The 20,559-nt window shown below is 56.1% G+C and carries 18 protein-coding genes and 4 pseudogenes; 6 read left to right on the top strand and 16 right to left on the bottom strand.

Annotated features, from left to right (window positions below):
• Positions 1 to 181: 181 nt before the first annotated feature.
• The 9 genes and pseudogenes from DSM14862_RS21960 to DSM14862_RS18775 form a co-directional block, all read right to left on the bottom strand.
• Positions 182 to 280, bottom strand: a pseudogene (locus tag DSM14862_RS21960) (IS630 family transposase); the annotation flags it as partial.
• Positions 281 to 350: 70 nt separating this feature from the next.
• Entirely contained in the window at positions 351 to 854 is a 504-nt protein-coding gene (locus DSM14862_RS18810) for a hypothetical protein (RefSeq protein ID WP_007121144.1), read from the bottom strand.
• Positions 854 to 1,030: pseudogene (locus DSM14862_RS18805) on the bottom strand (MbcA/ParS/Xre antitoxin family protein); the annotation flags it as partial. The gene DSM14862_RS18810 and the pseudogene DSM14862_RS18805, both read right to left, overlap by 1 nt.
• A gap of 84 nt (positions 1,031 to 1,114) precedes the next feature.
• A pseudogene (gene tnpC / locus DSM14862_RS18800) lies at positions 1,115 to 2,688 on the bottom strand (IS66 family transposase).
• Between the two features lie 55 nt (positions 2,689 to 2,743).
• The gene (gene tnpB / locus DSM14862_RS18795; protein WP_040701981.1) at positions 2,744 to 3,097 is read right to left on the bottom strand and encodes an IS66 family insertion sequence element accessory protein TnpB; all 354 of its coding nucleotides are present in this window, start codon (positions 3,095 to 3,097) and stop codon (positions 2,744 to 2,746) included.
• Entirely contained in the window at positions 3,091 to 3,498 is a 408-nt protein-coding gene (locus DSM14862_RS18790) for a transposase (RefSeq protein WP_040701982.1), read from the bottom strand. The genes tnpB and DSM14862_RS18790 overlap by 7 nt, the downstream gene beginning before the upstream one ends.
• A 706-nt stretch (positions 3,499 to 4,204) precedes the next feature.
• A complete protein-coding gene (locus DSM14862_RS18785; protein WP_131541710.1) occupies positions 4,205 to 4,513 on the bottom strand; it encodes a hypothetical protein in 309 nt (102 codons plus the stop codon).
• A 499-nt stretch (positions 4,514 to 5,012) separates the two neighbouring features.
• Entirely contained in the window at positions 5,013 to 5,975 is a 963-nt protein-coding gene (locus DSM14862_RS18780) for a hypothetical protein (protein ID WP_243254578.1), read from the bottom strand.
• A gap of 133 nt (positions 5,976 to 6,108) precedes the next feature.
• On the bottom strand, positions 6,109 to 6,579 hold the full coding sequence (locus tag DSM14862_RS18775) for a hypothetical protein (protein ID WP_007121443.1): 471 nt from the start codon (positions 6,577 to 6,579) through the stop codon (positions 6,109 to 6,111).
• A gap of 109 nt (positions 6,580 to 6,688) precedes the next feature.
• Here DSM14862_RS18775 and DSM14862_RS18770 point away from each other — a divergent pair, with 109 nt between their 5' ends.
• Positions 6,689 to 6,862, top strand: coding sequence for a ribbon-helix-helix protein, CopG family (locus DSM14862_RS18770; protein WP_322790855.1), 174 nt, complete (start codon positions 6,689 to 6,691; stop codon positions 6,860 to 6,862).
• A gap of 575 nt (positions 6,863 to 7,437) precedes the next feature.
• Positions 7,438 to 7,995: a thermonuclease family protein gene (locus DSM14862_RS18765; protein ID WP_131541724.1), complete on the top strand. Its 558-nt coding sequence runs from the start codon at positions 7,438 to 7,440 to the stop codon at positions 7,993 to 7,995.
• A 145-nt stretch (positions 7,996 to 8,140) separates the two neighbouring features.
• On the opposite strand, the gene DSM14862_RS18760 is transcribed toward DSM14862_RS18765, so the two are convergent.
• From DSM14862_RS18760 to DSM14862_RS18740, 5 genes are all read right to left on the bottom strand, one after another.
• A complete protein-coding gene (locus tag DSM14862_RS18760; RefSeq protein ID WP_007121446.1) occupies positions 8,141 to 8,566 on the bottom strand; it encodes a hypothetical protein in 426 nt (141 codons plus the stop codon).
• Positions 8,567 to 9,892: 1,326 nt separating this feature from the next.
• Positions 9,893 to 11,212: a type II toxin-antitoxin system HipA family toxin gene (locus DSM14862_RS18755; RefSeq protein WP_007121500.1), complete on the bottom strand. Its 1,320-nt coding sequence runs from the start codon at positions 11,210 to 11,212 to the stop codon at positions 9,893 to 9,895.
• Complete coding sequence (locus tag DSM14862_RS18750) at positions 11,212 to 11,463, bottom strand: helix-turn-helix domain-containing protein (RefSeq protein WP_007121501.1); 252 nt, start codon at positions 11,461 to 11,463, stop codon at positions 11,212 to 11,214. The genes DSM14862_RS18755 and DSM14862_RS18750 overlap by 1 nt, the downstream gene beginning before the upstream one ends.
• Positions 11,464 to 12,375: 912 nt before the next feature.
• Positions 12,376 to 12,690, bottom strand: coding sequence for a hypothetical protein (locus tag DSM14862_RS18745; RefSeq protein WP_243254577.1), 315 nt, complete (start codon positions 12,688 to 12,690; stop codon positions 12,376 to 12,378).
• A 212-nt stretch (positions 12,691 to 12,902) separates the two neighbouring features.
• Positions 12,903 to 13,739: a hypothetical protein gene (locus tag DSM14862_RS18740; RefSeq protein WP_007121548.1), complete on the bottom strand. Its 837-nt coding sequence runs from the start codon at positions 13,737 to 13,739 to the stop codon at positions 12,903 to 12,905.
• A 433-nt stretch (positions 13,740 to 14,172) separates the two neighbouring features.
• On the opposite strand from DSM14862_RS18740, the gene DSM14862_RS18735 reads away from it, so the two are divergent.
• The 4 genes from DSM14862_RS18735 (at position 14,173) to DSM14862_RS18720 (ending at position 19,054) form a co-directional block, all read left to right on the top strand.
• A complete protein-coding gene (locus DSM14862_RS18735) occupies positions 14,173 to 15,516 on the top strand; it encodes a WD40 repeat domain-containing protein (protein ID WP_243254576.1) in 1,344 nt (447 codons plus the stop codon).
• Between the two features lie 1,267 nt (positions 15,517 to 16,783).
• Positions 16,784 to 17,395 (top strand): hypothetical protein, encoded by a 612-nt coding sequence (locus tag DSM14862_RS18730; RefSeq protein WP_007121166.1) that lies wholly within the window; start codon positions 16,784 to 16,786, stop codon positions 17,393 to 17,395.
• A gap of 305 nt (positions 17,396 to 17,700) precedes the next feature.
• A complete protein-coding gene (locus tag DSM14862_RS18725) occupies positions 17,701 to 18,009 on the top strand; it encodes a phospholipase D-like domain-containing protein (RefSeq protein ID WP_007121168.1) in 309 nt (102 codons plus the stop codon).
• Between the two features lie 382 nt (positions 18,010 to 18,391).
• The gene (locus DSM14862_RS18720) at positions 18,392 to 19,054 is read left to right on the top strand and encodes a lysozyme inhibitor LprI family protein (protein ID WP_165481297.1); all 663 of its coding nucleotides are present in this window, start codon (positions 18,392 to 18,394) and stop codon (positions 19,052 to 19,054) included.
• A 68-nt stretch (positions 19,055 to 19,122) separates the two neighbouring features.
• Here DSM14862_RS18720 and DSM14862_RS18715 read toward each other — a convergent pair.
• Together DSM14862_RS18715 and DSM14862_RS18710 are read right to left on the bottom strand one after the other, a co-directional pair.
• Positions 19,123 to 19,243, bottom strand: a pseudogene (locus DSM14862_RS18715) (IS1595-like element ISTme1 family transposase); the annotation flags it as partial.
• 96 nt (positions 19,244 to 19,339) lie between these two features.
• On the bottom strand, positions 19,340 to 20,470 hold the full coding sequence (locus tag DSM14862_RS18710) for a response regulator (RefSeq protein ID WP_083804602.1): 1,131 nt from the start codon (positions 20,468 to 20,470) through the stop codon (positions 19,340 to 19,342).
• Positions 20,471 to 20,559 lie beyond the last annotated feature (89 nt).

Here is a 20,559-nt window from a genome sequence, read left to right as displayed (position 1 = left end):
AATGGAGTTTCTTTCAAAGAGATTGACTGTCGACTCTGAAGCTACCAGAAAAGCAGGGCGGGATGCCCTCCAATAGCTCAGAAGATACCCGGCCATTCGGGCCGAAAAGTTGGAGCTTTGTGCTCATGTCGAAGCAGCTGCGCCAAACCAGAGTCAGGTTTCACTTTCTATCGCGGCTGAAGAACGCCATTTCGATAGGGTTAGGGTCGGGACTATAGGGCGGCAAGAACAGGGACCAGCATCCTGCCTTTCTCATCGCGATTGCCGCTTCAGCACCCGGTATTCCGGCTACGCTGTCATGTTTGACTTGACGGGATCCGGCATTAGAAGTGGCCTCTCCCATAGCCTCGTCAGCCGCCTAGCCATCTTCGAAAATTTTTGTCTTTGCGCAAGAGTTCGCCCCGTGCATTTTTAGCAGTTCGCTCTGCGTATTTATGAGGATCGCGGTATCGATCTTCGATATTCGGACTGCGCTCGTGTGTCGCTCTGGCAACATCCGCTTCGACCCATCCATCTTCTAACATGCGTTTAGCGACCCTGTAATCCACGCTGCCCTCACCCAAGTACCACCCTTTTTGTTGAGCTTGGTACACATACATCGTCCTCAATCGCTCGTAGACGGTTGGGGCGTCGCGGGACCTTAGTGTTCGATGATTTCTTGTGACGTCCTCAAAGTTTTCTGCTGACGTGATGTTTTTGAGGCGGTACACGGGGGCACTCTCGACAAAGCGTTTTACCAGATCCTCGTCGGGCTCGGTCGGCCGAAAGGAGCGATCGTGCGCCCTCTTCGCAAGATAGAGCGCAGCGATGCTACCCAATATGCCCAAGATCGCGATCAGAGCTTGAGCAGTCATCACGCGTAGACACCTGCATCAACCGCATCGAGATATTCCAAAACCTCAGGCGTCCTGTCCTCTTCGACAAGCTGAATTGCGGTGCGGCCGCCAAACCCGGGCAAGGGCTCTGATTGATACCATGCACAGGCAAGCTGCGCCGACCCGAACCGCGGCTCGATCACCTTGAGTACATCATCAGTATCCATGGACGAATGGTAACAGATTCCCCCCCGGGGGTGGTAGGACTGGTGTAAGCGGTGTCTGGCCAGCACTTGGGATCAGCTTGACGGCTGGAAATTCCAAGGAAGAAGGTCGTCGATGCGATTGGCAGGATGACCTGACGCAATCGCTTCAAGGGTCGCTTTGAGGTATGCGAACGGTTCGACATCATTGACCTTCGCGGTCGCGATGAGAGATGCGATGCGGCCCTACGCGTGGCCACCTTCGTCGTGACCGGCAAAAAGCGCATTCTTTCGCGTCAATGCAATTGGGCGGATCAGGTTCTCGACTGCATTGGAGTCGATCTCGACCCGGCCGTCGTGCTCCATTGCCGATGGATATAGGTCAACTTCTCGCCGAGGCGGGACTTCGAGGAGATCCGGCGCCGTTGGTTCTGAAGCCACTCGCCGAACTCTGCAATCAATGGCGCCGTGCGGGTCTGGCGTGCCGAGAGGCGCTGACCGGGACCCATCCCACGGATCTCGCTTTCAATGCGGTAGAACTCCGCGATCCGACGCAGCCCTTCTGCGGCGATCTCTGAGCCGTCTCGATCAAAGACTTCTTTCAGCTTGCGACGCGCGTGTGCCCAACAATACGCGACGGAGATCGGCGCGCCGCTTTTCCGCGACGGGCGCGTCAGCCGATTGTAGCCAGCATAGCCGTCCAGTTGCAGAGTGCCGTCAAAGCCCTGCAAGATCTGTTCTGCATTCTGCCCCGCACGACCCGGGGCATAGGTGAAGACAACGCCTGGTGGATCATCTCCACCCCATCCTCGGTCGTCGCGCGCCAGTGCCCAAAGGTATCCGGTCTTCGTGCGGCCTCGACCTGGGTCCAGGACGGGGGCCGTTGTCTCATCCATAAATAGCTTGCCGGACTTCTTTAGATGATCAGCCAAGCGGTCCACGACAGGGCCAAGATGGAAAGCCGCTGTGCCGACCCAATCGGCCAAAGTGCTACGGTGGATATCGACGCCGGAGCGGGCAAGGATTTGGCTTTGGCGATACAACGGCAGGTGGTCTGAGAATTTGCTGACCAGCACATGTGCGATGGCACCCTCAGTCGGCAACCCGCCTTCGATCAGATACGCAGGAGCCGGGGCCTGCGTGATACCTTCAGCGCAGGAACGGCAAGCATATTTGGGGCGAACGGTGACGATGACACGCAGCTGCGCTGGAATGATATCCAGCCGCTCGGTGCGGTCTTCGCCTATACGGTGCATCTCGCCACATCCGCAGGGGCAGTTCAAACTCTGAGGCTCGACCACCCGTTCAACCCGTGGAAGGTCCGCGGGAAGATTGCCACGGTTACGCCGGGCAGCTTTGCGAGGCCGTGCCTCTGAGAAGGTCTGCTCAGCTTGCTGAGTCTCAACTTCGGCGACGGCCACCTCAAGGTCTTCAAAAGCCAGCTGACGCTCATCCTCGCTTAACTTCTCCGAGCGCTTGCCATGTGTGGCGTTCTTGAGTTCGGCAATAAGGTGCTCCAGACGCTTAACCAAAACTTCCAGCTCAGATGTTTTGGTTTGCAGCCCGGTCGTCTCTTGCTTCAGCGATTTGTTCTCGCGCAGCACCGCCAAGACAGCTTCACGCTGGCTCTCGGGGATGGCAGATATATCGATGGGCGGCAAGTTGGACATGCCCGGATTATAGCTTGATTTACGCCCAAATGGGCAGGCTTTTTGCGCCCCCGAGTCACTCTGCCGCAGCCGGTCTGCGGGGTTCTAACGAACGCACCCGGCGCCAGTCCAACCCTGCAAATAACGCCTCGAATTGGGGGCGGTTCAAGGTGATCGCGCCATCTCGAATGGCTGGCCAAATGAAGCTGTTCTCCTCAAGTCGTTTGTAGGTCATCACGAGCCCGCTCCCGTCCCAGAACAAAATCTTCATCCTGTCAGCCCGCTTGGCGCGAATTACAAAGACTGTTCCGGTAAAGGGGTCTTGGGCCAATGCCGACTGCACCATCGAAGCCAATCCATCGTGTCCTTTACGGAAGTCCACCGGCCGCGTTGCAACCAATATCCGAACGCCTTGCGAGGGCATCAGCATGAAGAAGCTTCAAGCGCATGAGCGATCTCTGCAATCCGAACAGCGGGTATCTGCAACGGCAGCTCGATGGCGATCTGTCCAAAGATTAATCTGATCGTCTCATTCGGAACAGTCAGAGCTTCTGTTGGCTCATCCGGCGCAGCAGAAACCACCAACGGAGCGAAGAGTGGCTCGTCAGTCTCCGGGGCGGGTAACAACAGCTTCCCTTGCTTAGCCTTTCGACGCCACGCCGATAGCTGGTTCGGAAGGATGCCATACCGCTCAGCGACAGCGTTTACCGTCGCACCGACCTCAAGCGTGTCCGCCACCGCCCGCGCCTTTGCGGTGTCCGACCAACGGCGGTGGCCGGACGCATAAATCTCAACGCCCAGTGACCTGAGAAACGAATTTGTAGCGCACATCGCGAAACGCACTCCCCATCATAAGATGGGTTCGTTCTCGCAGTCCTGATCACACCCTACAACGTGCCCTCGGGCCACCGCTTACGGACTGGTGATGCGGGCGCGAATATCTATTAAAATGCAAATCCATGCTCTGGCTCTCGCCCGCCACAGTAATAGCCTGCAATTAGAAGCTCAGCTGCAGCAAATGTCCAAAATACCGACTTAGCAGGCCGGATTTGTCCAATAGACCGACTTAACGACTTTATATTGTTCTGGGTCCCTCTCTGGGAAACCACGGCACGTGGGGCCATCCTGTGCCGCACCGGCAAGGGGCTCGACACTCAAATTGGTGCCGCGTGATCCCAGCTGGCACGTCATCGGAACTGCGCAGTACTGTGTGCCGCACGCCCAGCATTGTGCCTTTATGTGGGTGACGCCGGATGCGAACACTTCATCGCTCATTTCGACCTTTGCACAGCAAATGCCCCTAATTGTTGAGATTCCGATAACTTCGCCGATGCGTCACGTGACGTCCTTCGAAGGTCCAGATTCTGGCGGTTGGGAACACTGTCTCGGCTTGGGGACCCGCGGCGGCGGCGGTGGATCACCCTTCAGAATGCGCAGTGCGTACCCCGAGGTGTTTTCGGTTCCAGTTGGCGAGGGCGTGCGGAACCAGCTTTAAGAGCAAAGTTGTTTTGAGCTATTTTGTCTCAGATAACGCCGCCTATTCTGGCTCATTCTCGACCAGCTCGAGCAGAAGCTGTTCAACGACCTGGCATTCTCTCTGCGCTGCATCGGAGAGGCCAAACCTGTTGTTGAAAAATGCATACTCAATGATGCGATCAAAGGCCGGGTGAAGGATTGCGAGAATTTCAGGATCACCACCTTCGGTATTCATCCGAACTGCGATGATCATATCATCGCGGGAAAACCCACTTGCGGCCGCCTCAAGTGACATATCTCCAATATAGTGAATGGCGTCGCAAATTTCGGCCATTTCTTTTTCTGACGACTTAGCAGCATCGGTGGTCATCAGAAAGACAACAAGGCACATAGCGGATATTAAGGCCCTCACACCATCCTCCTGAAATTACCAATAGTTGTCGATAGGCGGGACGGCAGTTCGAGGCCTCCACGAACGTTCCCGCTTCCGTGACATCGATCGTAGAAGGGGGAGCGCTCGATCCGCCCTTACTCAACATTGTGCCAACTATTATTAGCGTTGGGAAGGCCGAGCGCGGACTGTGCTTCTAAGACCGGCAGGGCAACGGCGAGCACCAATACCCAATCTATCTTACGCTAAGTTGTCTTCTGCAGCCACAAAATGTGGATCCGAGCGCTCACCAAATTGTGGGTTCGTCCGTCAAATAATTTAAACGCGTGGCGGCGGAGGAGCGCCATGGAGTGAAGTTCATGCCCATTGGTCGAAAGCCCCATGTGGCCAGTGCATTTTAGGGGGCTCCCATCACCAGTGTGGACGCCATGAATATGAGCCTTTCCAGTCCTTGTAAGTGTGCTCTGTCAGCGGCGTCTTAGACCCCTCCGGCGGCAGCGTTCTGAGCGCGCGGGTCCCAACTACTCTCGACGGCATCTAGGAGGGCTTCGATATATGGCTTGCCGTGGCGATGGTAGATTTCGCTGGTGGTGCGGATGTGGTCCCGGAAGAGCTCCGGCGGCACGATGAGGTCGGGGCGGTTGCGGCGAATATGGTTGTGCAAGGCTTTCTCAACGCAGATCGCACGGTGGCCAGTCTCAACGTCGATCTTGCGTAGGAGAGAGCCGCGGGTCTGATCCGGATCACGTTGGACTTGTCGCATGCGGATCGTGGAGTTGCTGCTGTAGCCGAGCTTGATCACCGAGAGGTTAGGGACCGTGAAGCCGAGGATGTAGATTTCGCTGGGCTTCGACGCCCAGGTTTCGCCGCATCCTGCGCAATCCAGATCGCCGTTGCGCATGTTGACGACTGCGACGTCCTGGCAATGATCACAGGCGTGCTGATAACGGCGGTAGTTCAGCCCCTTGCGCCGGGCGGGGCCCACCAACTTCCAATCTTGGCACTGCGCTTCTTTTGCGTAACGGTCTTCGATGCAGGCAGAACAGCTTGCCTGATGCCCGCCCGCCGCGGCCGCTTCGACGCGGTGATATTGGCGCCGATCAATATGGCCGCAGCCAAACCGGAACAGGCCATAATGGCGATCGTTGGGATCCGCATCAATTAGCGCTGCGCCAATAGCCCGCGCCGCCGCCGCGCGCCGCGCTTGGATACAGTGCGGGCATTGAGGATTGTGGCCTAGGACAACGCTGATGCGTTTTAGGGTGGGAGCTCCGCAAGACTGGCAGCCCAGCACGACGTGCAACCGATCTTTGGCGCGGCCGATGAGCTCAAAGCCTTTTCGTGTGGCAGCCTCCTTCCAGTGTTCGGGGCGGGGACCTTTGAAGATCTGCTGGAACTTCCCATCGATGGGAAAGGGATATGTGACTTTGCTAAGGGGCATCAGTAAAACGTCTCCGAAAAAGGCATGACCTATCGCACTGAGCGTGGCGCCCGGCGTGCGAAGATGCGTAAAATTGGGATGGGGAGCAGCCTGAAGCCCACAACTCAGAGCACTCAGGCCAGCGTGCTGCGGATCAGGCGGACCGCTGCACAGACATCAGCGCTTGATTGCCGTGATAAGCTTCAATCAGACAAAAAGCCTCGTCCAGAAGGGGCGACAAGTCTGAGCTGCTGCGTTTGTACTTATTTGCAAGCACCAGCATCTCGGTTCCGCAGCGCATCAGGTCACCACTGCTTGGCATCTCACCGGGGCGAGTCTTTAGCAACACCTCAACGGCCGCGCGCAGATCGCGGTCAACAGTACGCATGTCGCGCAGGACAAGGAGTGATACTGTGCAAGCGCTCCACGCTGAAGCCGCAGTATGACCTTTATCAGCCGCTGCCTCGGTGCCGAACTTTTGCCGGGTCTCGTGATAAATCCAATCGGCCCGCAAGGCTTCGAAATAAAGGTCCAGTGCTTTGCGAAATTCCAGCCGGTCGAGTCGGATCAGGCGATTGAGCGGTTCAGTCGCGCGGGTACGGGTGGTAGAGGTTTTAGCAGCCATGAAGATATCCTCGTAGTCAGAATGGTTAGCATGGGCGGTGGAGTTGCGCCTCCGCCGTCCATGTGTTTATATATGATACTAAGAAATCAACCTGTCAATAAGTAATATTATGAAATCACGTGGACGCCCAAAAGTAGATACTCAGCCGGTGATGGTTCGGATGCCAACAGCGCTGATAGAGGCCTTAGATGAAGCGCGCCGGGCGGAGGAGGATCTGCCCAGCCGGCCGGAGCTGATCCGGCGCATAGTGGAGGAATGGGCTGCAGGCAGGCGGGGCCAATAACGCCCCGCCTTCTGTGTTCAGTGCTGACATGAGCGCTGATGTCAGCACTGAGCTGAGAGGTGACGTCAGCACGGGCTGGCGAAAGAGTGTCTCGGCGATATCGAAGCTAACCGCGCGCCCCCTTTTGCGGGTGAAGCGTGGAGGGTAACCCGTGCGTATGTATCTGGACGGAGGCCCTTGTCGCTTGCAATTGCCCCAAATTATTTGGGAGCTGATAATTTGGCGTAAATTATTGGTTGCGCGATAATTGCTGTCAGGCTTGCAGCCTGCGAGGCTGGTAGCGTTAGGACAGGGCAGGCGGCTGAAGCTGGCAGCAGGGCTAAGCTGCTTGCGATTGTTTGTGGTTGGCGTTGGCGTCGGCGGCCAGGGGCATAGCCATACCAATTATATGATATCATGTAATCACATCGGCAGTAGGTAACTCGATGATATCACACGGGCACCCTAGATAGACGCCTGGCCATCTTCGCTGGGCAGCCAACAGGCGCTATGACCTGGAAGCGGCGGTCTGCAGGAAGAGGTAGCTGCATCGCAGGGGTGCCGAACGCTTTCAAGCCAGACTTCCCTGGATTTTTTTGGCCAAATTCCTGCCCGATTTGCCCGGCAAACTGGACAGCATGTCAAATGTCACGAAGTTCCGCCGCCGCAAAAACGGTTTGTCATTTTTTCTGCTGGTGATCGGCTGCGCAGTATTACTATCGGCGATAGTGCTGCGGCCTGAACATCAGACTTTCGTTCGGCAAGATGCCAGCAAACCGCGCATACTGAGAGGGGGGGACGCATGGACTGGCGGTAGCGCGTGGAAGAATAGTCGTATAACACAAGAAACTTCGGCTGCATCGCCGGGCACTCAGATTGTTGACACTGTTACCCGCATCCGGGATGGCGATACTATTCTTGTTGATCTTATTCCGATCCGGATTGCCAATCTCGACTGTGCTGAACGCGGCAGTGCATCTGGCGATCGCGCAACGCGGCAAATCACTAGGATTGCTAAAGGCGTTCAGCTTCGATGCACCCTGGAAGGACGGCGAAGCTATGATCGCGAAGTCGGAGTTTGCAGGTTACCCGACGGACGTGACATCGGGGAAATATTGATTGCTGGTGGCTATTGCGAGCGGTGGCGCGGGTGACGCCTTTGATGCCGTGTCGGTTTTGGCCCACGGCCGCGTCGTTGGTATTGTTGCGCGAACCTACTTGATCGAAGTCCTTGCGCGGCGCAGTCTGGAACCAGATCTTCTATCGGACATCTCAGATTTGGCCACGTCCCTGGGCAGATTACCTGCGCGGCGCGCGCGCCAGTTCGGCTTCGCGCTTGCGGATACCTTTTGTCAGAAGGCGGCGCACGGCGTCTTTATCTTCCCCTGCAAGAAGTTTGTTATACGCGCGGCCGATGCGGCCGACATGGGTCGCGTTGTCTGCTTTATAGACTTCGGCACAATGAGCTGCGGTCCGTGCGGCCACCATCTGAGAATAGGGCCAAGCCTTGCTGGGAGAGCGGCAAGTGGTAACGCTGAGGGTGCGCTCCTGAGCATAGAAGCGGCCTGCGTTATCCCATTCCCCAAGAGGGTGGCTGCGGCGGCTGCCACGGTCTGCATACTCAAGGCCGGCCCTGATCTCTGCCTCAGAGTAGGCCAGTTCATGCGCCAGTTTGAAAAGATATGCCTTAACTGTCGGTTCGGAACTGCAATTGTTCAGTGTCATGACGGTGTCCTTTTCTAATGTCATGACAAAATTAGGCGCCGCAACTGTCCCAGGATATGCTTGGCCCATAGGTTATCCACATGAATGATGCGCGACAGGCCTGCGTCGCGTGTAAATCCAAAAAAAGCGGATGTTGGGGGTGGTTTTGCTGAGCCAAGGCGACACGAGGGCGTTTAGATCGCGGCTCTTGGGAAAAAGTTTTTCGCGGGAAATCAAACTCAGATAGGGGGGTGGGCCTCAGTGACGCGCAGCAAAGAGTGTGCTCGCGAGACTGAGTTTTTTGGGATCATCGCGGTGCGCGCTTGCAATGTCATTGCGAAGGATCAATTTGACTATATGATATCATGTAATCATTTCGACGGTGATTTGCCCGGTGACATCCCGCGGGCACCCCAGAATGAGCAAGCCACGACTTCAAGTTGGGAGGCCAGCAGACAGTGCCCCTCCGCGGCCGCGCCCGAATGAAGCCGTAGACTGTGATTGTTGAGTAGGAGCACTTGAGTGCGTCATCTGACGCAAGGTGAATGGTAGGAGCGGGCGGACTCGAACCGCCGCGCTGACGCTAATCTGGCGTCTAAAAGGGGGTATAAGGCCCATTGCGCACCATGCCACTCCCGAACGTTACGAACTGGTGTCAGCTCGGTATTCGGAAGCTCAAAATGATGTGGCATACTGGGATCATGAGAGGAACGTTGCCGAAGTCGCGCCTGTTCGTCAAGCGTTTAGGTCGGGGTTTTTTGGTGGTTTTATTGTCGGGGGCGGCGGCGGACGGGGGCCTTGAACGGTATGGCCTTTGAGAAATGGTCAGCACGCCATCTTAAAGTCTGCCCTGGAGAGTCCTCGGTGCGGACTGCTGTGGATAGACGGACGAAATGATCTGACTTGATCTAGGTACGCCCCACGCGTCTCTCACCAAGTTCACTAAGATTCATGCGCGGGTGCGCCTTGGGGTCTGCCGGGATCGAAGAGCGGCAGGCTCCCTGCCTTTTTCTGGGAAAGACTTGTTGCCAAGATTAAGCAGTAAATTTGGCACAAGCCGCGGTCAGCGCTGACATGAGCGCCGAGGGCTTACTGCGGTCAGCTCTCAGTTGAGGGGTGACGTCAGCACTGACCGGTGGAGGCATCTCTGACAGCGGGGCTGATGTCGTGGGGCTGGAGATGATGGTAATCGCAGACGCTTTCCCCCTTCAATTTCTTGCACCAACTCGTTATTATTTTGGCCTGTAAACAGAAGACAGACCAAACCGAGCCCGCACTGCGCAGGGCTGCCCTAGCCGGAGTCGAAACGTGTCTGTGGGTTGCGGCACCAGCTTTAGCGCTTGTATCTCATCCCGTGTCAGACAGCTTGAGGCCATGAAGCCGTTCCATGACCCCTTTGGCGACGGTATCTACAATGGCTTGAGGGAAGGTTGCGGGCAGGGCATTGGCGGCCGCATCAAGGGCTTTGGGCGCGCGTGCCGCGATCTCCTCAATGATGCCCGTGGTGCGCGGCTTTGAAAGACCGGCCCGCAAGGCCGTTTGCACAAAATGGCGCCCGTTAATCTGATCGAAGCGATAGTGTCGATTGTTTCCGACCGACATTGCCATCTTCATTTGTTTGCGTTCGATTTGGCGGGCGTCCAGTGCGCCTTGCGCTGTCACGATGTCATAGAGCGGGGTCATACGATAGCTGCCGCCAGGGCTCAGGAACACACTGAAGTTCTTGGCATGGGCATCCGTCGCGCCCATCAGCCAGAAGACCAGTTGGGCTTTGAGGAAAATATCCTGATCCTCGATCGGTGTATCGCTGCCCTGGAGCAAACCCAAAACATCGATCATGCCGGGACCACCCTCGTTTTGATACTTTAGCGTTGGCGGTACAGAGAGCGCCTGACAGCAATCCTCCTGTGGCAGGCGCAGCAATCGCCCGTCTTTCGTCCAGTGGCGATCAAAGCGCTTGATGACCAGAGCTTTGGTCTCGCCAAAGGTTTCAATGGTGGCGGTGTTCACGGGCAAGCCAAATGCTGATGTGAGTTTCAGGCAGTAGTATTCGTTCTCCACACTGTCCGAGAGGTCGATGCCAGCGGGCAGTTTCCCCATCTGCGTTTTAATCAGATGGGTGGTCGGCGTCGTGCCGTGGGGCTTGATCCATTGACCGGCGTGCCAAAGCAGGGCAGTCTTTTCTTGTGCCCCCGCAACTGAAATCCTGAAGCCGTCCTCGCTGGCGAGGCCAAGCGGCGCGTGGCTTAACGCGTTAAGGATTTTTTCGATGGCAGCTGCATCGACCGCTTCACCTTTGATCTTGTCGGCCAGGTCGGGGGCTTCATCGTCTCCTGCGATGAACTGGAGCGCCCCCACGCAGTCATGACCGATCTTTGTCAGCATGTTGAAGGCGTCAGTTCCGCGTGCGCCGACCTTTTCGGCGACGAGGCGGCGCAATTGGTCTGAGTCAGGCAGCAGGTTCTCAAAGACGGCAGAGACGGGTTCGCCGCGATAAGGCGTCTCCCGCAGCGGCAATGACAAAGACACCGGCAGAGCGTGTTCCCAGCCCAACCAGTCCGTTTCATATGAAAATTCGATGGCGCCATTTGGCGCACGGGCCAGCGTGCCGACGCGGCGGCTATTCAGATAGACGCGCAACGGTGCATAGGCCGGACGCCGCCCCATCAGAACAGCTCCTCGATATCACTGCCATGACCTTTGGAACGCTGCCCGATCCTGAATTCCAAATCGAGAGCCGCAAGGATAGCGAGGATGGTTTCGAGCTTTGCTGGTTTTTCTCCATGCTCTATCATCGAGATTGTCGCCTGGCGTAGACCTGCCCGCTCGGCGAGCTTCATCTGTGTCCAGGCGCGCTTCTTGCGTGCCCGCTGGATAAGGGTGCCGACCTGTCTTGATGTGCGCGCTAAATCACTCATATGGTCATTATACGTCAAACCGCATAAAGCCTCAATATGCGTTATGTCGTATATTTTAGACTTATTCGCTCTGGCGTATATAAGATTTGACGCCCCCTCAGCTTGGTATCGATCGGGATGACGTGAAGGAGAGGTTGCGCCTATCCCATCCAGGGGTCTTTTATTGATATTAAGTAATCATCTGGACGTCCTAAGGTCGATATCCTGCTCGATGGGATGGGTGGTACTGGCGTCCGGAGCTGCGGCCGCCTGACATGTTTCCTAAAGGGGAGTGGCTATCTGACCCCTTCAGATGTCCTAAGTCTACACAAACCCCGTCAATTAGGAGGGTTGGTGTAGACTTGCGCTGCTGCTGTCGCCAAATGCTGCCTTCCGGGGCCGTCGCGAACAACTCAACGATTGGCCCAGACCCGACGGTGTAGGGCGCATCCCCCTTCAGTCGGGCATCTTGACTAATCTGAGATCACCGGGCTTTGGCGATGGCTTTAATATCAGCGCTGACCTGAGGGATAATGTCAGCGCTGATTGGGGCGGCCTCATGTCCCTTTCTGGGATTGGCCGCGGGCGTCCATGGGGAATGTCTGTACCTGTGCAACTAAGTTTGGCCGGGTGGGGTGTGTTGCTCAAATCTGTGTCTTCTATTGGCCTCGCAGCCAGCGCGTGGGGGAAGAGTTCATATCAGAAGCTTCGTCCAAACTGGCCAAGTGATTTCCGGCGAGAAAGACCGTGAGAGCCGAAAGCCCCCCTGAGAGGCCGATGCGCAGCTTGCGACCGAGATGCCCGTGCTGGCTCAATTTGCACCTATTTATCTCTGTGACCTGATCCATAATGTTCCTTTAACCAGAAAATATGAGAACTTTATGGCTGGCTGCGGGCGACAAGACTTTTTCGCTGGGAGCGAGCCGTACTGTCTTAGCCGAAGTCGAAACCTGTCTGCCTGGAATCACGTTTTGAAGCACGCGTGATTTTTTTGACGGGCTGTGCGGCGTCGAGGCGCGCAAAGGCCTGGGTCTGCGCCATGCGGTCGCGCCGCAGCTGCGCGCGGGTGGCAAGGAAGGATTTAACCGCAGCAAGGTCCTCTTTGGCGACCCAGTGGCTGATGCGCACCAACCCCTGTTCGCGTTTTTTCGCATCATGGCTGCGTGAGGTTGCAGCACATTCCTGGCGTTCGGCCTTTGTACGGCGGCGCTTGGGTTTGGTCTGGTCTGACATAGGCGTGTTCGGCATGCGCCGGCTCCTTATTGGGGTGTCTAAGAAGGAGCTACGCGCTGGTTTTGAGGTGGATAGGTGGGGAGGCGGCTTCTTATGTGGATAACCTTGCGGTCTGGCAGCGAGCAGCGCGGGTACGCTGGGGCAGGGGGCCTGCGGCAAACCCCGCTCTTCTTGACAGAGGAAGAACGGGGACAAGCGGCGCTGAAGGAAAATAAAACGCGCCCTGTTTACCGGGGCTGATGCATATGCGAGCGGCTGCCCGCAAAGGGGACCTGGATGTCCGCCGCGACCAGAAACGCCTTGTCCATCAAGGCATAATCGTACGGCGTGTGCGGAACGTCATCGTACTGTTTGTCGGTGATGTAGCCGTAAGGGGCTGCCTCTTCTTTAAAAGGCGATGTGCCTTCGATGCAAACCAACATTTTACCGTCCCCGGCACCAAAGACTTCAAGAGACTGGAGATCGTCGCCATAGCCGGCAATATCGGGGCGGCGCCAAATGAGGTCCTCATCTGTGATGCCCAACTCAAGGCGCCGCAGATTGCACACATCTGCAGCAGTCATCTTAAGCCAATCTGTGTCAAACCACCCCAACACATCCTCGATGAGGGCGGCCTGGGCGACGATGGCATCGGCCTTTGCCCCGGTCCCAAGGGCTTTTTCGAAGGCGTCCTTCTGACCCTTGTTCAGATCAAAGTTGGTGCCTTCATCAACCAAAACGAAGCTGACGTAGAGGTAGGGGGTGTCGTGCGTCGAAAGACTAACGTTCACGCTCCAAGTCTCATCGAGATCAATATCCGCGTCGAGATCAATAAGGGGGGAGTAGACCTGGATTTTGAAGTTGTCCCCCGGCATCTTGCAGGCTGCAGCCGCGCCGATATCCCCGTCCGCATCGAGCGACCAACTGCGGGATTTGAGGTTAGACCAAGTGGGCGCACCGTGTTTCGCGGCAGCTTCAGCAAGAGCTGCGGCCTTTGTTGTGAGGCCCTGTGCGGCCAGCTTTTTTGCTGCAGCTTTGATGTCAGAGATATTTTCGCCGGTGGTGAGCATTTTGAGGTTCGTCATTGTCGTTCTTCTTTTTGTCTGGCCGATCTGGCGTTTGGGTTTAAAGCGCTGCAAGGCGCCTCGGTGTAGGGATAAGATGCGAGCAAGGGTTTGCGGGGCAAACTTTTGGGCTCTAATAGATGTGGAAAACTTTGACGGCGTTACTGTAAGTGTATGATTATATGTGCGTATTTATTGTGCCCTTGAAGCCGGCGGCAAACGTGCGCGCCACGTCCCGTGTCATTCTTTAATAAAGAAATGTTGGATTTGAACCGCCGGGGAGGGGAGCGCAGGACCAGCCCGTCTGATTATGAGAGAGCCGCCGAGAGGGTACTTAGACAAACGGGGCGGGTATCTTCACGCCGTCACCGAGACGCCTAAAGCAGATCCGAGCTGGAGGCCAAGCAGGCGTGGGCACAGGTCTTGGCATGCGCCATCCATCCAATCGCCAAGGTTGACAGAAACAGAAGTTTCACGCCTGATTGTGCACAGGACGAGGAGAGATCCGATGCGTCTTCTTTTTGCAGCCCTTGCCTTCCTTGCCGGGACGTCCCTTTTGGCGGAAGATTTGGCTGACTATCAGTCACGAGATTTTGCCGCCGCTTCGCACAAAGCGCTCGCCGCGGGCGATCGTGCCAAAGCCATTGTCGCGGCGTTAAAGGGATTGCCAGCGGAGCCGGGAGAAGACGCGCTTGCGCGTTTCGATGAGGCCTATGATGCGCTTTTACGTGCGGCGGTATCTCGTTCTGTTCGTCTTGATTTACCCGTCCTGTCTGTGTTTGAGTTCGACGGGACGGGGACACGTCTTGCAAGTGTCGGGCTGTTTCCCTCGCCGGACGGCGAGCAGTCCCGCAGCGGACTGGCGCTTTGGGATCCGCGCAGCGCAAAGAAGCTGGCCGAGCTTCTTCCCATAGAGGCTCTGACCAGCGGTGCCTGGGGGGTACAGGCCCCTGCTTTTTCTCCGGACGGGCGCTTTCTTGTCCAGATGGCCCCGGTGGCGGGTGTGGCTGTGGTTTTTGATGCCTCAAAGGGGGAGGAGATCGCGCGCTTGCCGGGCCATGCGCCGGGCACACTCCCAAACTCGGGGGGCGCTGCTTTTTCACGTGATGGGTCATTGCTTTTGACACTCGGCGCATCGCCGACCGTTGCTCATTTGTGGGACACGACCGACTGGCAGCGCATCGCCAGCATGGAATTTGGAGAGTTCACGCTGCTCAGTCCCGTTGATGGCGGCCGAGACGGCGTTATGCATTTTGTCTCCGCCGATGTTGCGCAGGGCACCCCGCCCCCGGTGGCGCTTTGGAGCATCGCACGCGATGGCGCCAAGTTGGTACACCGCTTTCCAGATGAACCTTCGGGTCTGGGCGCCCATTGGGGGCGCCTTGCCACGGATGATAGAGATCAAGTGTTTGCGATGCCAAACGGCAATTTTGACTTGATCGTATTCGAGCGCGGGACGGGCGCCGAGGTGGCCAGATTGCCGGCCTCAGTTCTTGGTCAATCCGCTGTAACTGTTGCCCCATCCGGTAATGGGGTGCTTCTTTTATCTTCTATAGGCGCGATGCCTCGTCGCTTGATGTTTGATGGATCTGATGCGCCTCTCGAGCCCGCTGATAAACTCGTTGGCGTTCATGGGGTGTTCTCGCTGGGCGGCGAACTCATTGGGGGATCACCAGATATGTTGGGTTACCGCGGTGATGACATGCCTCGGGAGAAGGCGCTTTATCAGCGTATGATGTCCTCTTTGTCAGCGGATCTGCGGGCGGAGATTGCAGCTGAACAGGTGCAAACCGACTGAACAATGTGCCCGAGGGCCAAACTGATTGGGGGAATAGTATGATTAAACTTTTAGGGTTGGTCCTGGTTTCGTCTCTCCTGACAACGGGCGCCCGCGCAGAATGGACGCTTCGGCGCCCAAGCGCGGGCGATGATCAGGGCAGTGTTTTCGCCCTGAACGCGCAAGGTCATCGACTGACTATTGGATGTGGCAATGACGGGTTCATAGATATTTCACTCACACCCGATACCCGTCCTTCAGACCTGAAGTTCGTTGGGAAGGGGGCGGTCATCTATTTCCAAGTGGATGGAGCCCCAGCTCTGCAGATGCCTGCGACCTGCGGCGCGCAGGGGTGCTCTCAGGATTTTATGCTGGGGGGCGAGCCCTGGCCAGTCAGTCAAATGCGGGCAATCACATCCGCCCTGCGCAGCGGGTCTCGTGTAGACGTCTTGCTGGGTGGAAAAGTTATGTCGCGGTTTGATCTATCAGGCTCGTCAGCAGCTTTGGCGGAGCTTAAGTCTCGGACCCGATGTGAGGGCCTTTAACTGCCTTTTAGGGTTTGGAGTCTTTTGAGGGTTTCAATAGAGGACGCATCTAGGCCCGTTGCGCTGACACTGTTGTTGGGCGGCTTCGGAGAGTGAAGGTCAAGTTGCCTCCGCCTTGAGGCCGCCGGAGATGCGCTGGTTCCTGGCTTTGAGCGCTGTCATTGAGAGGGGAGGTTTGAGGCAGAATGCTCAACGGCGGCCGACCGAGGGGCTGATCTGCGTGCTCAAGCGGATTTGGGCGGTAATTATCCATTAAAAACAACGGTGTAACGCTGTAACGCCTGCGTAACACCTTAAGTAACGCCTGTAAGTCTTTGTAATAACTCTCATTTATAGATATATATCTATCTGTAACAGAAATATAGAAAAAGTGTACACATGAGACAGACAGGTCTATTTATCTCTATGTCTCCATATAAAGACATATATTTCTGTTACGCGTTACACTCCTTAAGTCATTGAAATCGTTCAATATGCTTGTAACAGAGGGTGTAAAATGACCATTTTGGCGGTTTTCGGTCAGAATAAATCTATTATTTACAACAGCTTGGACTGTAACGCCGGGCTGTTGCGGCCATGTTTGAAGTCCCGGCCGCCCGGTATGGTGGCTCTCTGATCGGCCCTTGGGATTCCAAACCGGCGGTCAAGTGAGGGCATTCTTGGGTTATCCACATAAAGGGCGGGGCTCTTGGCTATGCAGGCCCATGAGGGTGCCCTAACTTCTGTTGTGAAGAGGAAACTTTATGCACAGCACAGCGATCCAGATTGCCCAAGCCATCAATACCGACCCTTCGGTCTACATGCCGGCAGAGAGGCCCACGCCAAAGGGGACGGCACGCCAGCATCAGCTGAGGGCTGAGGCGCGTTTTGACGTTGGTGGCTATATGATGGAATTTGGCCGTGCGGCGGCTCTGTATTATCACAAAGACACTCGGGTAGGAGAGGCTGCGCGCTTGGCAAAGGCGGGGGATGCGCTGCTGGACTACCTCAAGTCCTACGCGGCTGAGGCGGATGAACCGCGCGACATCGGGTGGAAGGATCCGCGGCATGCTTGGTCCCGGTACCCGGTGGTGGCGGATGATACCAAAGCCCTAGCGCCTGTGCTGGCGCTGTTGGATATGCCAGGGGTGCGGTTTGTGTTCACGTCCCTTTATCTGGGGGCGGGCTTTGTCATGTCGTCCAAGCTGGCGCGGCTGCTGTCACCAGAAGAGCCCTTCGTTATCCTCTCGTCAGACCGCCGAGGCTGCAATGTGATCCAGAATGCGCTTGAGCAACTGCGGGGCAAGGGGGTCGATCTTGCGGCTTTCTTCAGGGAAATGGCGCAGCTGGCGGCGCTGGAGCAGAAGAGGGCTTAGAGGCCTTTAACCCAAAGCGGTCTTTGGTTGAGGAATGGGAGGGCGGACGACGGCACTTTCATGCCCTCATTGCTGCCAACTTCCGCCATAATTAGGGTGAACAATGAGCTCAGAAACACGCCATTGGAGCCAAAAATGACACGTTACTGGAAAAGCGATCTCATCCTCATGATCGGATATAGCTCAATTGCCGCAGTGCTCGTATTCGCCGTCCTATAAGCTTGGATGCGTGGACCGGACAAAGCGTGCGTTCAAGAGCGCGAGACGCGGGTCTCGTCCGGCATACCTCCTAAAAGGCGGGCGTCATGATCCGACTTGGTAAGTTCTATTTTGGTTGGGCAAAACCTGAGCGCGCGCTTCGGTATCTCCCGGAACTGATCATTTGTCTTAATGAGAAACAAGCACAGCGTATCCGTGGAACGCTCGCGCCGGACGCGCCTGTCCGCGTGGTGATCCCGCATATCTCTCAATTGAGAGGCAGGGTCTATGCGAAGGTCACGGTTTTGCCGGGCGTTGATCTGGATCAGGACGTCGGCGGCTCCGGCAGTCTGCGCAGCATTCTCGAGCACCGACAGTTAATGTGGGGGGACCGGGCCATTCTGATTGTGCTGTGATCCAAGCCTCGGGAGTGTCGAGAGGGAAGGCCTGAAGGGCAAGGACCTTTGCGGTCTTTTGCCCGGACAGTGTAGTTTGGCGCCATTCGCCATCCCCTCTCAGGAGGGGGAGATGTCTACGTGTTTTGGATCTTGCAAAAAGGGAGCCATCCCTACAGGAGAAAGCTGCCGTTGCGAAAACGGGCTTAGCCTGACGACAATATTGGGGTGTCTACATACTGTGTGGATTTGCCGCTGAGCCGTCTCACTTTTCAATTTGACAGTAAAGATCGTTCTTTAACCAAAGCCCAACAGATCCAGGTCCCTTACCAGAATCGCCCAACTTTGCTATGATCTGTGCCATTCAACAAATGGATGGGGGGAATTTCTGGTGAGATGTTTATTGGCTTTACCCTTTGTAGTGCTCGCCGGTTTGGAAGCTCAAGCTCAAGCCAGTTTCGATTGCAAACTTGCTGCAACGACCGTTGAAAAAACGATCTGCGCTGACGCTGCACTCTCGAAACTCGACCGACAAATGGCAGACGCATTCAGGAACGCCCGCAGATCTGCTTCAAAAAGCAAAAGTGCTTCAATCCTTGCAGATCAGAGATCCTGGATCGGCCAGAGGAACTCTTGCAGTTCGGATCGCAGCTGTCTCTTGGCCTCCATGCAGAACCGCATTGCAGATCTAAATGCGCCGAGGTCAGTTCAAACCGCTGGATTGACCGGCCTGTATTGTAACGATACCGGCATTATGGGCCTGCAAGAGCAGGGACAAAATCTACGCTTTGACTTCTTGTTTTTCTCAGGAAATTTCGCTTGTGGCACGCAAACCCTTACCGCGCAGCGAAGCGGTAGTGGCTGGTCCTCATCATATAATGGTTGCCGGATGACCCTTATGAAAGAAGGCGGGTCGATGGTCGTGCGCAGTGATACCGTCGATACCTGCAAAGCTCTTTACTGCGGAGCTGGGGCGGCAATATCAGTATTTCGCATGCCGCTGACCGGCAAGATACCAGGAGTGACAAATCCGTTCACCGATACGGTTGGAGAGCGCCAATGCTGATCGAAGATGCCGCGTGCGCCTCCTCAGCACTACATTTAGGACAAATGGCCACCCTTGGTTTTGGTCAACCGCTCCAAGGGCAGCATTCTGAGCTGTCAGGTCTTGCACTGATCGCATCAAAGGTCCCGCCTGATCAGGCGTGAGGCCCTGCAAGCGTCTGAGGATGCTTTCAAAGGTTTTCTGTTTCATGGGGCCCCTGCCTTTTGCGTGCAGAGTCCATACTGGCCTTTTTCTCAGAAACAGGATCAAACCAACACGCTAAGTAGACATCGATTTTGGAAAACCTTACTGCGCGAACGCTGCTGAGCGCAGCTTTGGTTCTGAAGCAACAAAGCTTTGTTTTTGCGGGCCCGTCACCCGGGCGATGGCCCGGTCGAAGGTTTTTTTGACGCGCTGTGTGGGGCTGGCATAGGGCTGAATGGGTTTGCCGACCGAAAGAGAAAATGCGATCTTGCCTTTGTGGCCAAACCGCAGGTCCATTTGCGTAATCTCGCGTTGGATGGCCTCTTCGACGGCCTCCCAGTTTGGAGGTTGCGCCGTGGTCATCACGCAAAGCAAGATCCCGCGGCCTTGGTGGGCCATCAGCAGCTGCGGGCAGTCAAGACTGCGGGCAATGATCTTCGTAGTGGCAACGATCGCTGTGCCCAGTTCTGCGGTGGAGCCATCGGCATAGAGCTGTGGGAAGGTATCGATTGTGGCTGCAAAAATATGACAGTCGTCCAGGCTGCTGCGAGACAGCTGGGAAAGATAGGCGCCGAGCGAAAAGGGCCCGATAAGCTGGGGGACATCTTTGATATGCAACGGCTGGTCTTCGTTGAACAAATGCACGCCTGGCAGTCCGATTTTTTGCAAGGCTCGGGCTGGGATCTGGGGGACGGCGTCAGACCTCTTCACCATCCGGTCTGCCACCCGCAGTCTCGATTTGAGATCGCCCAGCTCAAAGGGTTTTGTGACGTAGTCTGTCGCCCCGGCAACAAAGGCATGCCCCACGGAGAGGGCATCTGTCCTTCTTGTCAACATAAGGATGGGGGTGTCGAGATGGTCTGGCAGGGATCGGATCTGGCGGCATAGGGTAATGCCGTCAATGTCCGGCATCTCGATATCGAGCAGCAGGCAATCAAAATGCGCAGCACCTGCTGACAACAAATCCCAGGCCTCCAAGCTTGAGGATGACGTGGTGACTGTGATCTCTCGTAGGGGCTGCACTGTTGTCCGGATCAAATCTAGAATGATAGGATCGTCGTCGACAGCCAATATGTTCATTTGAAAAACCTCGGGTAATAAAACGTATTGAATATAAATCGCTCTCAATAGGCTAATGCAACCCTGAGGCGAAACTATGGCAGGAGTCCGAATTTTGAACACTTCTTCTAAAACAGGACAGTAAATCTGTGCACGCGATCTGGTCTTGTACATTGGACAGCTGGCAGATTGGCCTCGGCGATCCAGGCTGGGGCGGGTGGTTGATTGTGGCGCTTTACATAAGTACGGGGCTGCTGTCCTGG

Source organism: Sulfitobacter indolifex (assembly GCF_022788655.1).
GTDB lineage: Bacteria > Pseudomonadota > Alphaproteobacteria > Rhodobacterales > Rhodobacteraceae > Sulfitobacter > Sulfitobacter indolifex.
This window is presented reverse-complemented; position numbering and strand designations above follow the sequence as displayed.

Bases quoted from the DNA above. Each gene is read 5' to 3' on its own strand.
- DSM14862_RS18810 (WP_007121144.1), bottom strand. From the start codon at position 854: ATGACTGCTCAAGCTCTGATCGCGATCTTGGGCATATTGGGTAGCATC.
- tnpB (WP_040701981.1), bottom strand. From the start codon at position 3,097: ATGCTGATGCCCTCGCAAGGCGTTCGGATATTGGTTGCAACGCGGCCG.
- DSM14862_RS18790 (WP_040701982.1), bottom strand. From the start codon at position 3,498: ATGTGCGCTACAAATTCGTTTCTCAGGTCACTGGGCGTTGAGATTTAT.
- DSM14862_RS18785 (WP_131541710.1), bottom strand. From the start codon at position 4,513: ATGACCACCGATGCTGCTAAGTCGTCAGAAAAAGAAATGGCCGAAATT.
- DSM14862_RS18780 (WP_243254578.1), bottom strand. From the start codon at position 5,975: ATGCCCCTTAGCAAAGTCACATATCCCTTTCCCATCGATGGGAAGTTC.
- DSM14862_RS18775 (WP_007121443.1), bottom strand. From the start codon at position 6,579: ATGGCTGCTAAAACCTCTACCACCCGTACCCGCGCGACTGAACCGCTC.
- DSM14862_RS18770 (WP_322790855.1), top strand. From the start codon at position 6,689: ATGAAATCACGTGGACGCCCAAAAGTAGATACTCAGCCGGTGATGGTT.
- DSM14862_RS18760 (WP_007121446.1), bottom strand. From the start codon at position 8,566: ATGACACTGAACAATTGCAGTTCCGAACCGACAGTTAAGGCATATCTT.
- DSM14862_RS18755 (WP_007121500.1), bottom strand. From the start codon at position 11,212: ATGGGGCGGCGTCCGGCCTATGCACCGTTGCGCGTCTATCTGAATAGC.
- DSM14862_RS18750 (WP_007121501.1), bottom strand. From the start codon at position 11,463: ATGAGTGATTTAGCGCGCACATCAAGACAGGTCGGCACCCTTATCCAG.
- DSM14862_RS18745 (WP_243254577.1), bottom strand. From the start codon at position 12,690: ATGCCGAACACGCCTATGTCAGACCAGACCAAACCCAAGCGCCGCCGT.
- DSM14862_RS18740 (WP_007121548.1), bottom strand. From the start codon at position 13,739: ATGACGAACCTCAAAATGCTCACCACCGGCGAAAATATCTCTGACATC.
- DSM14862_RS18730 (WP_007121166.1), top strand. From the start codon at position 16,784: ATGCACAGCACAGCGATCCAGATTGCCCAAGCCATCAATACCGACCCT.
- DSM14862_RS18725 (WP_007121168.1), top strand. From the start codon at position 17,701: ATGATCCGACTTGGTAAGTTCTATTTTGGTTGGGCAAAACCTGAGCGC.
- DSM14862_RS18710 (WP_083804602.1), bottom strand. From the start codon at position 20,470: ATGTACAAGACCAGATCGCGTGCACAGATTTACTGTCCTGTTTTAGAA.